The 14,172-nt window shown below is 62.6% G+C and carries 14 protein-coding genes; 10 read left to right on the top strand and 4 right to left on the bottom strand.

The window, feature by feature from the left end:
* Positions 1–9 precede the first annotated feature (9 nt).
* Positions 10–882 carry an NAD(P)-dependent oxidoreductase gene (locus ACS92L_RS14170; RefSeq protein WP_438765709.1) on the top strand — a complete coding sequence of 291 codons (873 nt, stop codon included), beginning with the start codon at positions 10–12 and terminating at the stop codon, positions 880–882.
* Between the two features lie 13 nt (positions 883–895).
* Positions 896–2,458, top strand: coding sequence for an aldehyde dehydrogenase family protein (locus tag ACS92L_RS14165; RefSeq protein ID WP_438765707.1), 1,563 nt, complete (start codon positions 896–898; stop codon positions 2,456–2,458).
* 121 nt (positions 2,459–2,579) lie between these two features.
* On the opposite strand, the gene ACS92L_RS14160 is transcribed toward ACS92L_RS14165, so the two are convergent.
* Positions 2,580–3,281: an FMN-dependent NADH-azoreductase gene (locus ACS92L_RS14160; protein WP_438765706.1), complete on the bottom strand. Its 702-nt coding sequence runs from the start codon at positions 3,279–3,281 to the stop codon at positions 2,580–2,582.
* Between the two features lie 118 nt (positions 3,282–3,399).
* Between ACS92L_RS14160 and ACS92L_RS14155 the strand changes: the two genes are divergently transcribed.
* Positions 3,400–4,305: a LysR substrate-binding domain-containing protein gene (locus tag ACS92L_RS14155; RefSeq protein ID WP_438765704.1), complete on the top strand. Its 906-nt coding sequence runs from the start codon at positions 3,400–3,402 to the stop codon at positions 4,303–4,305.
* Between the two features lie 316 nt (positions 4,306–4,621).
* On the opposite strand, the gene ACS92L_RS14150 is transcribed toward ACS92L_RS14155, so the two are convergent.
* The 3 genes from ACS92L_RS14150 to fhuE form a co-directional block, all read right to left on the bottom strand.
* Entirely contained in the window at positions 4,622–4,933 is a 312-nt protein-coding gene (locus tag ACS92L_RS14150) for a nitrilase-related carbon-nitrogen hydrolase (protein ID WP_438765703.1), read from the bottom strand.
* An 81-nt stretch (positions 4,934–5,014) separates the two neighbouring features.
* A complete protein-coding gene (locus ACS92L_RS14145) occupies positions 5,015–5,383 on the bottom strand; it encodes a putative signal transducing protein (protein WP_438765702.1) in 369 nt (122 codons plus the stop codon).
* Positions 5,384–5,491: 108 nt separating this feature from the next.
* Entirely contained in the window at positions 5,492–7,660 is a 2,169-nt protein-coding gene (gene fhuE / locus ACS92L_RS14140) for a ferric-rhodotorulic acid/ferric-coprogen receptor FhuE (RefSeq protein ID WP_438765701.1), read from the bottom strand.
* Positions 7,661–7,914: 254 nt separating this feature from the next.
* Between fhuE and bioB the strand changes: the two genes are divergently transcribed.
* The 7 genes from bioB (at position 7,915) to ACS92L_RS14105 (ending at position 13,933) form a co-directional block, all read left to right on the top strand.
* On the top strand, positions 7,915–8,982 hold the full coding sequence (gene bioB / locus ACS92L_RS14135; protein ID WP_438765700.1) for a biotin synthase BioB: 1,068 nt from the start codon (positions 7,915–7,917) through the stop codon (positions 8,980–8,982).
* A gap of 45 nt (positions 8,983–9,027) precedes the next feature.
* Positions 9,028–9,765: a dipeptidase PepE gene (gene pepE, locus ACS92L_RS14130; protein WP_438765699.1), complete on the top strand. Its 738-nt coding sequence runs from the start codon at positions 9,028–9,030 to the stop codon at positions 9,763–9,765.
* Between the two features lie 138 nt (positions 9,766–9,903).
* The gene (locus ACS92L_RS14125) at positions 9,904–10,236 is read left to right on the top strand and encodes an antibiotic biosynthesis monooxygenase family protein (protein WP_438765698.1); all 333 of its coding nucleotides are present in this window, start codon (positions 9,904–9,906) and stop codon (positions 10,234–10,236) included.
* 35 nt (positions 10,237–10,271) lie between these two features.
* On the top strand, positions 10,272–11,180 hold the full coding sequence (locus ACS92L_RS14120) for an oxidoreductase (RefSeq protein ID WP_438765697.1): 909 nt from the start codon (positions 10,272–10,274) through the stop codon (positions 11,178–11,180).
* Positions 11,181–11,321: 141 nt separating this feature from the next.
* The gene (locus ACS92L_RS14115) at positions 11,322–12,137 is read left to right on the top strand and encodes an SDR family oxidoreductase (protein WP_438765696.1); all 816 of its coding nucleotides are present in this window, start codon (positions 11,322–11,324) and stop codon (positions 12,135–12,137) included.
* Positions 12,138–12,267: 130 nt separating this feature from the next.
* Positions 12,268–12,876, top strand: a complete 609-nt coding sequence (locus ACS92L_RS14110; protein ID WP_438765695.1) for a cell wall hydrolase — start codon at positions 12,268–12,270, stop codon at positions 12,874–12,876.
* 88 nt (positions 12,877–12,964) lie between these two features.
* Positions 12,965–13,933: a DUF2235 domain-containing protein gene (locus ACS92L_RS14105; RefSeq protein ID WP_438765694.1), complete on the top strand. Its 969-nt coding sequence runs from the start codon at positions 12,965–12,967 to the stop codon at positions 13,931–13,933.
* The last annotated feature ends 239 nt before the right edge of the window (positions 13,934–14,172 follow it).

Below are 14,172 nucleotides of genomic sequence, written 5' to 3'. Positions count from 1 at the left end.
GAGAAACGCATGTCCATAAAGATCGTCGTCATTGGCCTGGGGCAGATGGGAGGCAACATGGCGCTCACGCTCAAGCGTGCCGGCTTTGATGTCACCGGTATCGACCCCGATGAGCAGACTCGCCAGCGCCTGAGTGATCAGGGGCTGACCGTTGCCAGTGACGCTGCGCTGCCCTCCGCCGAGGTCTATCTGCTGTCACTGCCTACCGCTGCCCATGTGCGCACGGTGATCGAGTCAAGTCCCGGGCTTGTCGAACACGCCGCTAAAGGCAGTGTGGTGATGGATACCTCGACCAGTGACCCGGTCGTCAGCCGCGAACTGGCGCAGAAAGTCGTGGCGGCCGGCCTTGAATGGCTGGATGCCCCGGTCAGCGGTGGCCCGAAGGGTGCTGCCGAGGGCCGGATGGGAATGCTGCTGGGTGGCGAGGCCGCCACCATCGAGCGCGTGGCCCCTGTGCTCGAGGCGCTGTCGGCGCGCTACACCCATGTCGGCCCGGCCGGCAGCGGTCACGTGGTGAAACTGGCCAACAACTATCTGTGCGCGACCAACCTGATCGCCACCGGCGAGGCCATCGCCATGGCGGCCAGGGCCGGCGTCGATCCAGCCGCCTGCCTGGCCGGGCTCAACAGCGGCTCGGGGCGCAGCGCGGTCAGCGAGGTCAACTTCCCAGAATGGATTCTCTCCGAGCGATTCGACTCGGGCTTTACCACCGGATTGATGCGCAAGGATCTGCGCCTGGCCCGTGACGCCGCCGAGCAGCTGGAGTCCCCGATGGCCCTTTTGAATCACGTGGTCGAACGCTGGCATGCGGCGCACGACATCGAGGATCAGGACGACTTCAACCGCATCGCCGATGCCCTTCTCGCCACCGCCCGCAAGTAACAGGAGCGCTGTCATGTCGACCACGACTGCACTGGATGAACGCGCCCGGACCCATCTTGAGACCCTGCTCGATCACTTCGGGCTGAGCCGCAACGCCGCTCCGGCGAGCAACTGGATCGATGGCGAGGCCGTCACCGGCCAGGGCGATCCGATCACGCTGCGCAACCCGGTCACCGGTAACGTGCTGGTGAGCTATCCAGATGCCGGCCAGGCACTGGTGTCGCGCGCCGTCAGTGCCGGCACCCGGGCTCAGGTGGAATGGATCGCACTGACTGCCAGCGCCCGCGGCCGGCACATGAACGCCGCCGTGCGGGCGCTCGAGGGAGAAGAAGAACGGCTTGCACAACTTGAAAGCGTGGTGGCCGGCAAGCCGATCAGCGACTGCCGTGGCGAGGTCGGCAAGGTGCGCGAGATGTTCGAGTACTACGCCGGCTGGTGTGACAAGCAGCACGGTGAGGTGATTCCGGTGCCGACCTCGCATCTCAACTACGTGCGCCACGTGCCCTATGGCGTGGTGGGTCAGATCACGCCGTGGAACGCGCCGATGTTCACCTGCGCCTGGCAGCTGGCGCCCGCCATCGCCGCCGGCAACGCAGCGGTGCTCAAGCCTTCGGAGCTGACGCCCTTTACCTCGGTGGTGGTTGCGAAACTGCTGGAAAGCGGCGGGTTGCCGAAAGGACTGATCAACATCGTCAACGGCGTGGGGCCGACCACCGGTACGGCCCTGACCGATCATGAGGGCATTTCGAAGCTGGTCTTTGTCGGCTCGCCGGACAGCGGGCGCCTGATCGCCCAGGCGGGGGCCCGACGGCTGGTGCCGAGCGTGCTGGAGCTTGGCGGCAAGTCCGCCAATATCATCTTCAATGATGCCCGCCTGGATGACGCCGTTGCTGGCGCGCAGGCCGCTATCTTCGCCGCCGCCGGACAGAGCTGTGTGGCGGGGTCACGGCTTTTGATACAGCGTGACAGTTTCGACGAAGTCGTTGAGCGACTGGGACGCGCCGCCGCACAGATTCCGGTCGGCCTGCCGGAGGAAGACGCCACCCGCATGGGCCCGCTGCAAAACGCGCAGCAGTTCGAGCGCGTCACGGCCATGATCGACGCCGCCGTTGAGGCCGGTGCACGGATCGTGACCGGCGGCCACCGCCCGCACGGCCTGCCCGAAGGCGCCAGCGGCTATTTTCTGGCCCCTGTCGTGCTCGCCGATGTGACGCCGGACATGGCCATCGCCTGTGAAGAGGTCTTCGGCCCGGTGGTGGTTGTCATGCCCTTTGATGATGAAGCCGACGCAGTAAGGCTTGCCAACGCCACTCGCTTTGGCCTGGCCGGCGCCGTGTGGACGCAGGACGTTGCGCGCGCTCACCGGGTGGCCGGCAAACTGCGCGCCGGCACGGTCTGGATCAACAGCTACAAGGCGATCAACGTCATGTCGCCGTTTGGCGGCTTCGGCGACAGCGGCTTTGGCCGCTCCAGCGGGCTGGAGGGGCTGAAGGAGTACACCATCCCCCAGAGTGTCTGGGTGGAAACCGGCGAGCAGGCAAGCGTGGCGATGGGGTATGGCAACGGGGTTGGGTGAGCAAGGCCCTCCAGGTACTGCATGACGCAAAAGCCCACCGCTCGGTGGGCTTTTTGTACTGCAACAGAATGTTCCATCGCGGGCGTCACGCCCCACGGTGGCAGAGCACTGTATCCTGTTTTCAAACCGGCTCAGGGGTTGGCATGTCCTGCATCGCTGCCTGCAGTTCTCTCACGAGCCGTTCAACATTCTGCCGCGCCTGGGCAATCGATTGCGCCAGCACGTCGCCACCGATTTCCTGCCCCTCAATGGCGATGGTGTGAATACGGGTAATGCCGATGAACTCAAGCGCTGACACCAGATTGGGCTCCAGGTGATTCATGTGGGCCATCGCCTGGCCAGGCGCCATGTTCACACCGCCTCTGGCCGTAAGGATGACCGCGTGACGCTCTCGATCCGTAAGCCCCGGAATATAGGGGTCGAGCGGGTTGTTTCTGTCTATGCCCACCGTGCGCTCGGCTCTGATGATCTGATCGACCCATGCCTTGAGGGCGGCAGGCATGCCGAAGTTATAGAGCGGCGTGCCAATCACCAGAATGTCTGATGCGATCAGCTCATCGACCAGCTGATCGCTTTCTTTCAGCGCCTCTTTCATCCAGGGCTTTCGCTGCGCTTCGGGGGTGAACGCCGATGCGATCCAGTCGTGGCTGATAAAGGAAGGCGGATGCTGGCCTATATCTCGATAGGTGACCGTGTCGCAGGCGCGGCGTGACTGCCATTGGCTGACAAAATGGTGGGACAGCTGGCGACTATGAGAGCCATGATGATCGGTTCCGGCGATACCGGGGCGAGCGCTGGCGTCCATATGCAGAATATGCGGCATGGGTAGTCTCCCTTTAAGCTGAACTCATCTATGCTGAGCAACAGATGCAGCTTATGCGGGCGCTATACACCGCAACAAACGACCATTTCTTGCCGGTATAAATGAATAGAACTCATCCATGAGCGCGCAACGATTGCCCTCGCTGTCTGCCCTTCGATCCTTTGAAGCGGCGGCTCGCCATGAAAGTGCCAAGCAGGCAGCCCTGGAGCTGTCGGTTACGGCCACGGCCATCAGTCATCAGGTTCGGGGGCTTGAAGAGGCGCTGGGCATGGCCCTATTTATCCGCAGGTCCAGACAGCTTGAACTAACGCCGCAGGGTCGGGAACTCCAAAAAGTGCTGGAAGCCTCGTTCGATAACATCAGCCATGTAATCGAACGCCTGAGCACCCTGCCACAGCGCCGAGCCATTACCCTGTCAACGACACCCGTCGTTGCCGTACGCTGGCTGCTCCCCTGGGTGTATCGACTGCGCGAATCCCACCCCGACATTGATCTGAGACTTCATGCCTCCCACGAGCCCGTAGCGCTGGACGGGGTCACCGCTGACCTTGCCATTCGCCATGGCGATGGACGCTGGCCCGGGATGGTTGCCGAAAAGCTGTTTAATACCACCTTGATGCCTGCCTGCAGCCCGGGGCTTTTTCAGCACGCCGGGCAAGATGTCTCACGGTATCCGCTGATTCACTTTCGACCTCAGGGCATATTTATCTCGCCCATGGACTGGCCGGGATATCAAAAATTCGCCGGACTAGCCGAGTTAAATATCGACGCCGGTCTGGCGTTCTATGATGAAAACCACGCTATCTCGGCGGCGGTGGGTGGTCAGGGCGTCATGCTGATGAGCCGTCAACTGATTGAAGACGAGCTGGCGGAAGGGCGCCTGGTGCACCCTTTCGGTCCCGAGCTGGAAGACCGCGCCTTCTTTCTGGTCTACCCGGAGAGCCGCCGCAATGACCCGACGACTCTGGCTATTCAGGGCTGGGTGATGGCAGTGCCCGGGAAGCTGTCAGCGCTATCAGATTGATCACCCTGGCTCAGCGATGATCGAGGGTCTTTTCCCGGTGCGATAATGCCGGCACATCAGGCGATGCCTTCCATCGAAATAATGTTCTCCGAAGAACCATCCAGCACGCCGTCTTTTATCGTACAGAGGACCAGACCGGCATCATTGCCTTTGGCACCAACAACCGGCTCACCGCGGGCATCCCATGCGCCGCTTCTGCCGCAGGTCTGCCAGCCGCCCGTACTGGAAATATGATTGGACAGCAGTACCGGAAATTGATGGCGTTGCGCTATCCCGGCAAGCAGCTCGGCATCAGCGTCATAACCGGATTCGGAGATCAGCGCGCTGACGAGATAGACCTACGCGTTTTGGACAGCGAGCAGCCTGCAATCACGACCAGGTTATTGGCCCTGACAGCCGCACGCAGCGTGGCGAAGGCTTCTGCATCGTCGGACATGGCCAGAGCCTCCAGCAGATCCGGCTCGTACCCGATGAGCGAGAGCTCGGGGAACACGATCACATCGGCGCCGTGGTAGGCGGCACGCTCGATATACGTCAGGTGTTTGGCCAGATTGTCAGCCAAGGCGCCTCTGATGACCGGGAGTTGTGCCAGTGCAATGGTGATGTCGTCATTGGTGCAGCCGGTCATGTTTAATCATCTCCTGTGTCGATCTTCGAGATACATAAGCCATAAATCATCGGCTTCACGCTACAGGAGATGCGAGAGCCGTCATGTTCTGACCTTCGATGACGGCACTGGAAACACCACCCCAGTTGCCGCCCAGCAGGCAGCCACCAACGCCCGCCAGCCGTAAAAGCGCACCGCGCTGCGCGGCGGCGGGCCCTCCGCTTGAGTGGCGGATTCGGCCAGCCGGTGCGTCTGATAGTCGGTGAGCACCTCACGAGCCGCTTCAAGATCATGCGAGTGGATCTGCACCTTCACCCCATCGAGTGCGATCTCCCACATCCACTGCATCGTGATCAGGTGCTCATCGGCAATGAAGGCTGCAAGGCCACGCGATTCAAGCAGACCCTTGAACAAATGGGCCTCAAAGGGATAAGTAAAGCGAACGAGGGTGGCGAGCGAACCGGTGGGCATCCCGAGGCTCCACGAATATGACGGTGGCCCCGAGTGTCGCACGGCAACATGAATTGATTCGAATAAAGCGGCCGACAGGGCTGTCGGCCGCGCTTGTTTTCTCAAAGACTAGAACGAGTATGTCAGCGTAGAGGTAATGTTCATCGGCTCGCCGTAGACACCGTAGCCGTCGAGATAGCTGTAGTACTTTTTATCAAAGAGGTTGCGCACGTTGACCTGCAGGGAGAGATCCGGCGTGAAGGCGTAGCGCCCGAACAGATTGACCAGAGTGTAGCTGCCCTGCTCGACCTTCTCATCGCCTTGCGGCCCGGCCACATCACGCTCGAAAGTGTGACTCTGCCAGTTGAACCCACCGCCCATGGTCAGCGCTTCAAGCTGCGGGACGCGATAGCTGGCAAACAGATTCGCCTGGGTGCGTGGCCGGTCGGAATTGAAATCGCCCTGCGCCGAGGTCGCCGTGTAGTGCGTCAAACCGGCGGTCATGTCGAGGTTGTCGGTGACCGCACCGGTCACTTCGGCCTCGAACCCTTCGCTGACCACGTCGCTCACTGGCGTTGCGGTGCTGATCAGGGAACCGGGCGTGCTGACTACATCGGCCACGTTGTCCTGCTCGAGTCGGAAGACCGAGAAGGAGGCATTGAGCAGACCGTCAAACCAGGCGGCCTTGACGCCGGTTTCGTAGTTCTTGCCCTTGAGCGGGTCGAGATAGCCGTTGGCGCCTTCCAGGCGATAGCTTTGCGGCTGGAAGATTTCGGTATAGCTGGCGTAGACCGACCACACATCGTTGAGGTCATAGATCAGGCCACCATAGGGGGTGACATCGCTTTCGCTCTGCGAGTCGTTGCCCAGCGTGCTCGCCCAGGTTCTGCTGTACCAGTCGGTATAGCGCGCGCCGACGATCAGCGTCAGTGGATCACTCAATGAGAGTCTGGCCGCGGTATAGACGGATTTCTGCTGGGTGCTGGCGCGCTCGGAGGGCGAGAAACTGCCCCAGCCCGTGTTGGGCGCTGAGCCGTTCCAGTTGTCGAGATCGTTGACGGGGAAGCCATCGATGAAGCGGTTCTCGTAGTCGTTGCTCTGGTCCGCGTAGCTGCCGCCGACAACCAGCTCATGCTGGCGCCCCATCAGCTCAAAGGGGCCGTTGGCATAGACATCGACCGAATCGACACGACGCTCGCCCTTGTTCCAGCCGGTATAGAACAGGGTGCCCTGTCCGGTTTCACGGTCGGGAAACCCGGAAGGATAAGCCAGCTTGCCATCCATCTCGGTCTTTTCGTGCGTGGCGTTGCCGTGCAGCGTCCAGTCATTGGCAAAGCGATGCTCCAGCCCGGCAAAGACCTTTTCGGACTCGAAGTCGTAATAGGACCAGTCCGGCGCCACGCTGAACGAGCGGGTGTAGTTGGTGCGCCCGCCGTCGCTGTACCACAGCGGGAAGCCGCCCCAGGTGGGCGAGCTGGTGTGCGTGTTCTGGTAGTCGTAGCCGACCGAGACGGTGGTGTTTTCGGTGACATCGGCATCGATAATGCCGTAGCCGAACTTCTTGCGGCTGCCGTAGCGGTCCAGAGCGCTGTCGCCGTCCTCATAGCCGCCGATAAAGCGCGCACGCACGTCGCCGGAGTCGGTCAGTGGCGTGGTGACATCCACCACGCCGCGCTGTTTGTCCCGGCTGCCCAGCGTGCCGGACACCGAGCCGGTCAGTTCGCGGCTGTCGGCGTGCTTGCGCACGAAGTTGACCGAGGCGCCCGGGTTACCGGCACCGGTCATCAAACCATTGGCGCCCTTGACCACTTCAATTCGGTCGTAGATCGCCGTGTTCTGCGCCCCCTCGCCGAAATACCAGCGGCTGTCGGTATTGAGCGTCGGGATGCCGTCGTACTGATAGCTGTTGATATCAAAACCGCGGGCGGAAAAGCGGACCCGGTCGCTGTCGATACGCCGGGCCGAAACGCCGGTTGTTTGAGTCAGCGCGTCCTCGATCGTCTCAAGGTTCTGATCCCGGAGGCGCTGCTCGGTCATGATGCTGACCGTCTGCGGGATTTCCTTCGGCGCCAGGTTCATGCGCGTGCCGGCACTGGTCACGTGACGGGTGTAGCCGACGTTGTCGTAAAGATTGGTGGCCGTGACGGTGAGGGTATCGATGTCATCGGCCTGGGCGATGATGGGCGTGACCAGACAGGCACCGGTAGTGACAAGTGTCAGAACGCGGCGGCCGGCAATGCCGCGATGGCGTGAGTGCCGAGCGTCCAGCGCCCGCCCACGACAGGATGGCTTTTTCATGATGTCCCTTGCTGGCGCGTCTGGCGCGCCGTTTATCGGTGTTATGGCTCCGGGATTTTGATGAAACAGCCGTTGCAAAGTCAATGCAGATAAAAACTATTCTTTTTTACACTCGAAAATTGTTCTCATTGGCTCGCCTTGTCTGATCGACGCACCTGACAGGTTTTATTGTTAACCTTTAAAATATTTGAAGTTAACTACCAGGGCTGGCAAGGTATTTGTCACCTTTAAAAATACTTCAGGTTAACAGCGTCATGCCCACCCCTGATCACGGCTCTCCCCGCCCCGAGCAATATCGACACGACTGGCAGCGCCACGAGATCGAGACGCTGCTCACCCTGCCCTTCAACGAGCTGCTGTTCCGGGCGCAGGGCGTGCATCAAAAGCACTTCGATTCCAATGCCGTGCAGATCTCGACGCTTTTGTCGATCAAGACTGGCGCCTGCCCGGAGGACTGCAAGTACTGCCCGCAGTCCGGGCACTACAACACCGGGCTGGCGCGCGAAAAACTGATGCAGGTCGAGGCCGTGCTGGAAGAGGCGCGCCGGGCGAAAGCCGTGGGGGCCAGTCGCTTCTGCATGGGGGCGGCGTGGAAGAACCCGCGCGCCAGGGACATGCCGTACGTGCTGGAGATGGTGCGCGGCGTACGCGCCATGGGACTGGAAACCTGCATGACGCTGGGCATGCTGAGCCGTGATCAGGCGCAGGCGCTGGAGGGCGCCGGGCTTGATTACTACAACCACAACCTGGACACCTCGCCGGAGTACTACGGCGAGATCATCACGACCCGCACCTATGCCGAGCGGCTGGAGACGCTGGATCACGTCCGCCAGGCCGGCATGAAGATCTGCTCCGGCGGCATTCTGGGCATGGGCGAGAGCGTGAGTGATCGCGCCGGCCTCTTGCAGCAGCTGGCCAACCTGCCCACCCATCCGGAGAGTGTGCCGATCAACATGCTGATCCGCATCGAAGGCACCCCGCTTGCTCACGTCGAGGATCTCGACCCGATCGAGTTCGTTCGCACCATCGCCACCGCGCGCATCGTGATGCCCGCCTCTCACGTGCGCCTGGCGGCCGGGCGCGAGCTGATGAGCGACGAGACCCAGGCACTGGCCTTTTTCGCCGGCGCCAACTCGATCTTTTACGGCGAGCGGCTGTTGACGGCGCAGAACCCGCAGGCCGACCACGACCGGCGTCTGTTCGAGCGTCTGGGGCTTTATCCGGAACAGCGACACGATGTAAGTGATGCCACTCACGAAGCGGTGCTGGGTGAGCAGCTGTATCGCGCGCGCGTCGATGCCCTGGCCGTAGACGCCTCTTGATCCTGACGGGCGGCTACATTGATGGTGTCATTACAGGAGAACGACATGTCGCGACTTCTACTACTGAGCAGCGCCATGGCCGGTGACACCGGTTATCTAACGTACACTCGCCCCCTGATCGACGATTTCCTGAGCGCTCACCCCGTGGCGATCACGCGGGCGCTGTTTATCCCACATGCCAGCGTCAGCCGCGGCTTTGATGTCTATCTCGATAACGTTCGTCGAGCGCTCGAGCCTACGGGCATCCCCCTTGAAAGCCTTCACAACAGCGATGACCCTGTGGCGGCGGTGCGCAGCGCCCAGGCGCTCATCGTCGGCGGCGGCAATACCTTTGCGCTGGTCAGCCGGCTGTACGAGGCCGGTGTGATGAAGGTCATCCGCGAGCGCGTACTTGAAGGGCTGCCCTATATCGGCTGGAGTGCCGGTGCCAACATCGCAGGCCCGACCCTGTGCACCACCAATGACATGCCGATCATCGAGCCGCCGAGCTTTCGCACGCTTGCGCTGGTGCCCTTTCAGATTAATCCGCACTTTATTGCCGGCAAAAGCGCCGGGCATCACGGCGAAAGCCGCGAAGAGCGTCTGACGGAGTATCTGGCGCTCAATGCCTCGATGCAGGTGCTGGCCCTGCCGGAAGGCGCGGCCCTGCGTCGGGAAGGCGATCGTTTCGACCTGCCGGGCGAGCATGACGCCTGGCTGTTCACCGATCAGGGCAAGCAGAGGCTTCCAGCGGGTGAGACCTGTCACGCCCTGCTCGACCCCGTCGCCGCCGATACGCCATAAGCGATGCGCATCTTGCCCCGATGCCTGCAAGGTGCCATCGTCTTGCCATGAGCGGGCGCGCGGTGCGCCCGATGGTTGAAAATGACCGGCGGGCGCGCGGTGCGCCCGGCGTATTGACGATGTACAGGAGCGTGTCCGGTGTTTATTGCCATGAACCGTTTTCGGGTCAATCCCGAACGTGTGGAAGAGTTCGAAGCGCTGTGGCTTGAGCGTGAAAGCCATCTCAAGGGCCTGCCCGGCTTTGTCGAGTTCCATATGCTGCGCGGCCCGGCAGAAGAGGATCACGTGCTCTACGCCTCGCACACGATCTGGCGCTCGCGCGAGGATTTCGACGCCTGGACCCACTCCGAGGCCTTTCGCGCCGCGCATGCCAATGCCGGCCAGAGCCGCCGCGAGGGGCTCTATCTGGGGCCGCCGAAGTTCGAAGGCTTTGAGGTGATCCAGACCATCAGCGAGACGGACCCGGCCTGATCGCGTGATCGGTTCATCCACTGCGGAGCATTGCCATGACTGAACGCGCGGATAGACGGCCGCTGGCCGTGGTAACCGGCGCCAATGCGGGGCTGGGGTTTGAAACGGCGCGCGCTTTGATGCATCAGCACTATCGCGTCATCGTGGCCGCGCGCAACGAGGACAAGGGCCACGCCGCGGTCGAGGCGCTGCGCGCGGAATCGCCCAAGGCCGATGTATGCCTTGAGCTGCTTGATCTTGATCGACTGAGCTCGGTGCGTGAATTCGCCGACCGCGTGCAGGCCCGCGAAGCCTCGCTGGATCTTTTGATCAACAACGCCGGCGTCATGGCGCTGCCCGAGCGCGAGCTGACAGAAGAGGGCTTCGAGCGTCAGTTCGGGGTCAACTATCTGGGCCATTTTCTGCTGACAAGCCTTCTGCTGCCGCAGCTGATGCACGCCGCCTCACCGCGGGTGGTGCAGCTATCAAGTCTGGCCCACCGGGGCGGGCGCATCGATTTCGATGACCTGCAGGGCGCCAATGATTACGACCCGTGGCGCGCCTATCGCCAGTCCAAGCTGGCCATGCTGATGTTCAGCCAGACCCTGCAGCGCCACAGCAACCGGGAGCTGTGGGGGCTGGACAGCCTGGCGGCGCATCCGGGGCTGTCGCGAACGGCGCTGTTTGATCACGGCGTGAAAAGCCGCCCGCTGGTGGGCACGCTCTTTCGCCTGGCCATGCCGCTTTTGAGCCAGAACGCCACCGAGGGCGCCCGCCCCACGATCCACGCCGCCACCGCCAGCGACATTCGCCCGGGCGACTATTTCGGCCCCGACGGCGCCGGCGAGACGCGCGGCGCCCCGAAGCGGGCCCGGCTTTCCAGCGCGGCGCGTGATTCGGTCCAGGGCGAGCGCCTCTGGCAGGTCTCGTGTGAGCTGACCGGGGCCGAGTGGCGCGCCGGATAGTGCCGCCATCGAATCGAGGCGGCGGCCTGCGACACGACGCCTCAAGCCCCTGACTGGCAAAGGGGCCGGGCAACTGCTTTATTGAGGGCCCTTTGAGGCGTCATGGACATGACGTTTCCTGCCAGTCAAAGGGAGTTCATCATGGGCAGAATCGATCAACGCATTGCCGTGGTCACCGGCGCGGCCACCGGCATCGGTGCCGCCACGGCAAAGATGTTTGCCGAGGAAGGCGCCACCGTTATCTGCGCCGACGTCAACGAGCAGGAAGTGATGCGCACGGTCAGCGCCATTGTTGATGCCGGCTACCGGGCCGAGGGCCACACCCTGGACGTGGCCAGCGAAGAAGCCGTGAAGCGCTTTGCCGAGCAGGTCAAAACCGATCATGGTCGGCTGGATATTTTGTTCAACAACGCCGGCGTCGATCAGGAAGGCGGCAAGCTGCATGAATACCCCACCGAGCTTTTCGATCGCATCATCGCCACCGACCTGCGTGGCACCTTTCTGGTCAGCAAGTATCTGATCCCGCTGATGCTGGAGCGCGGCGGCTCGATCATCAACACCACCTCGATGTCGGCCTCCGCCGGCGATCTCGACCGCTCGGGCTACAACGCGGCCAAGGGCGGGGTGGCCAACATGACCAAGACCATGGCGATCGACTACGGCCGCAGCGGCATTCGCGTCAACGCGCTGGCCCCCGGCACCATCGAGACGCCGCTGGTCAGCGATCTGGCCGGCAGCCCGGAAGACGACAGCGGCCGGCAGTTTCGCGACGCCCAGAAGTGGGTCACCCCAATGGGCCGGCTCGGCAGGCCCGAGGAGATGGCAAAGGTGGCGCTGTTTCTGGCAAGCGATGACAGCTCCTTTGTCACCGGTGAGACCATCCTCGCCGACGGCGGCGTGATGGCCTACACATGGCCCGGCAAGATGCTCTTTGAAAAGGGCTGGAAAACCGACTGAATTTTTCTTCCCCAAAGCGCCCATCCGGGCGCTTTTTCGATCTGTGCCGCGTTTGCCCTGGCCTTAAAGAGGGTTTCCGGGGGCTTTCAAGGATGCGTAGGATAGAACCTCCTTCGCCACGAGAGCTGCCATGCGCCACGCCCTGATCCTCGCCGCCTGTCTCGCTGTCTTTCTGAATGCCCCCACGCTTCAGGCATCAGACACCACCCAGCGCGCCGTCGCGCAGCAAAAGGCGCAGGTGCTGGAACAAAGTGCGTCCAACGAGGGCGGCGTGCAGCCGCCACCCGAGGACGTTCGCCTCACCCGTGACGGCACACGCGCGATCGACCCGAAGGGTCAGGCGCCGCTGGATGATGCCGTCAGCTGTCTGGCCCGCTCCATCTACTGGGAGGCCAAGGGCACCGACCGGGAAGAGATGGAGGCTGTGGCCAGCGTGATCATGAATCGTCTCGGCAGCCGCCGCTTTCCCACCACGCTGTGCGGTGTGGTCCAGCAGGGTCCGGAAACCGGCAGCTGCCAGTTCTCCTGGTGGTGCGACGGGCGCCCGGATGAGGCCAAAGAGCTGGGAGAATACGCCGCGGCTCGCGAGATCGCCCGGCGCGCGCTGAACGCCACCCTGGTGGACCGCACGCACGGGGCGCTGTTTTTCCATCATCGCGGCATCACCCCGAGCTGGGCTTCAAGCTTTGTGCAGACGGCCGAAACCGGCAGCTTCCAATTCTATCGCCCGCCGAGCTGAGGCATCCCCGGCGTGACTGGCGCGACAACGGCCAGACGCTACGCTAAAGGGCCCGACATGACATCGCTATCAGGGCGGAGCGACAGCAATGGGCAAGAATCTTGTGGTGTGCTGCGATGGCACCAATCAGCAGTTCAGCCGCGTCAACACCAACGTAGTGCATCTGTTTCGATCGGTCGTGCGCCATGGCGATCAGCAAAAGGCCTTCTATAGCCCGGGCGTGGGCACCTTTGCGGCCTCCTTTTTTGGCCTCGGCGTGGGTCGTACGCTGGGGCGCGCCCTGGGCACCGCCTTTGGCTACGGCATCCAGCAGAACATGGAGGATGCCTACCGCTTTTTGATGAACGAATACGAGCCCGGGGACCGGGTCTTTTTGTTCGGTTTCAGCCGCGGCGCCTTTGCCGCCCGCTCGCTGGCCTCGATGATCGACCGCTGCGGCATTCTCTATCCGCATCACGAGAACATGGTTCAGGAGATCACCCGGCGCTTTCTGCGCGGCGATGACGCCACCTCCCTTCGCAGCTTTCGCGATACCTTCGCCCGCCCCTGCAAGCCCTGGCTGGTCGGCGTGTGGGATACCGTCGGCGCGCTGGGCTGTCTGATCTCGCTGCGCAAGTTTCACAACCGCCGCCTGAGCCCGGGCGTGCGCTACGCTTTTCACGCCCTGGCACTGGATGAAAAGCGCCGGCCCTTTTCCCCCACGCCCTGGGACGAGAGCAAGGCCAAAGACGAGCAGCACATCGAGCAGCGCTGGTTTGCCGGCGGTCACAGCGACGTGGGTGGCGGGAACTCCGAGCACGGGCTTTCCGACATCACCCTGCGCTGGATGCTGGAGCGCGCGGTCGAGCATGGATTGCAGCTGGAAGGCGATCCGCTGTCCCGGATCCACGGCGACCCGACAGGCCCGCTGCATCAAAAATCCTCGGTCCTGTGGCGGCTGCTGGGCATTCAAGAACGACACTACCCACCCGATGCCCTGATCGATGACAGCGTGCAGAGGCGCATCGAGCAGGTCGAGGGCTATCAGCCGGCGGCACGGGCAAAAAAATCGGACTGACACACCCGGCAAGCGTCGCATCAGCAACGATGCATTAATGAGCGCGTTCCCCTGCGAACATCACAACGGCCCAGGCATCGGGCCGTGTTCGCAAACACCCTTGCGTCACACCCTCGCCAGAGGCGCCATGCCCGGCCGCCTCAAAGGATTAATCAAACCCGTTTCAAGCTGAAGTTCGCCGTTTCAGGCCGTTCATGAGCACTTCTGCCCGTGCAGCTGTGGCCCCGTGGCGTCTAGCG

It is taken from the genome of Kushneria halocnemicola (genome assembly GCF_965650455.1).
In the GTDB taxonomy this organism is placed as follows: Bacteria; Pseudomonadota; Gammaproteobacteria; order Pseudomonadales; family Halomonadaceae; genus Kushneria.
The sequence above is the reverse complement of the archived record's forward strand: the minus strand, read 5'-3'. Positions and strand labels throughout refer to the sequence as shown.

Excerpts from the sequence above, each read along its gene's own strand:
- ACS92L_RS14170 (WP_438765709.1), top strand. The coding sequence starts at position 10 with ATGTCCATAAAGATCGTCGTCATTGGCCTGGGGCAGATGGGAGGCAAC.
- ACS92L_RS14165 (WP_438765707.1), top strand. The coding sequence starts at position 896 with ATGTCGACCACGACTGCACTGGATGAACGCGCCCGGACCCATCTTGAG.
- ACS92L_RS14160 (WP_438765706.1), bottom strand. The coding sequence starts at position 3,281 with ATGCCGCATATTCTGCATATGGACGCCAGCGCTCGCCCCGGTATCGCC.
- ACS92L_RS14155 (WP_438765704.1), top strand. The coding sequence starts at position 3,400 with ATGAGCGCGCAACGATTGCCCTCGCTGTCTGCCCTTCGATCCTTTGAA.
- ACS92L_RS14150 (WP_438765703.1), bottom strand. The coding sequence starts at position 4,933 with ATGACCGGCTGCACCAATGACGACATCACCATTGCACTGGCACAACTC.
- ACS92L_RS14145 (WP_438765702.1), bottom strand. The coding sequence starts at position 5,383 with ATGCCCACCGGTTCGCTCGCCACCCTCGTTCGCTTTACTTATCCCTTT.
- fhuE (WP_438765701.1), bottom strand. The coding sequence starts at position 7,660 with ATGAAAAAGCCATCCTGTCGTGGGCGGGCGCTGGACGCTCGGCACTCA.
- bioB (WP_438765700.1), top strand. The coding sequence starts at position 7,915 with ATGCCCACCCCTGATCACGGCTCTCCCCGCCCCGAGCAATATCGACAC.
- pepE (WP_438765699.1), top strand. The coding sequence starts at position 9,028 with ATGTCGCGACTTCTACTACTGAGCAGCGCCATGGCCGGTGACACCGGT.
- ACS92L_RS14120 (WP_438765697.1), top strand. The coding sequence starts at position 10,272 with ATGACTGAACGCGCGGATAGACGGCCGCTGGCCGTGGTAACCGGCGCC.
- ACS92L_RS14115 (WP_438765696.1), top strand. The coding sequence starts at position 11,322 with ATGGGCAGAATCGATCAACGCATTGCCGTGGTCACCGGCGCGGCCACC.
- ACS92L_RS14110 (WP_438765695.1), top strand. The coding sequence starts at position 12,268 with ATGCGCCACGCCCTGATCCTCGCCGCCTGTCTCGCTGTCTTTCTGAAT.
- ACS92L_RS14105 (WP_438765694.1), top strand. The coding sequence starts at position 12,965 with ATGGGCAAGAATCTTGTGGTGTGCTGCGATGGCACCAATCAGCAGTTC.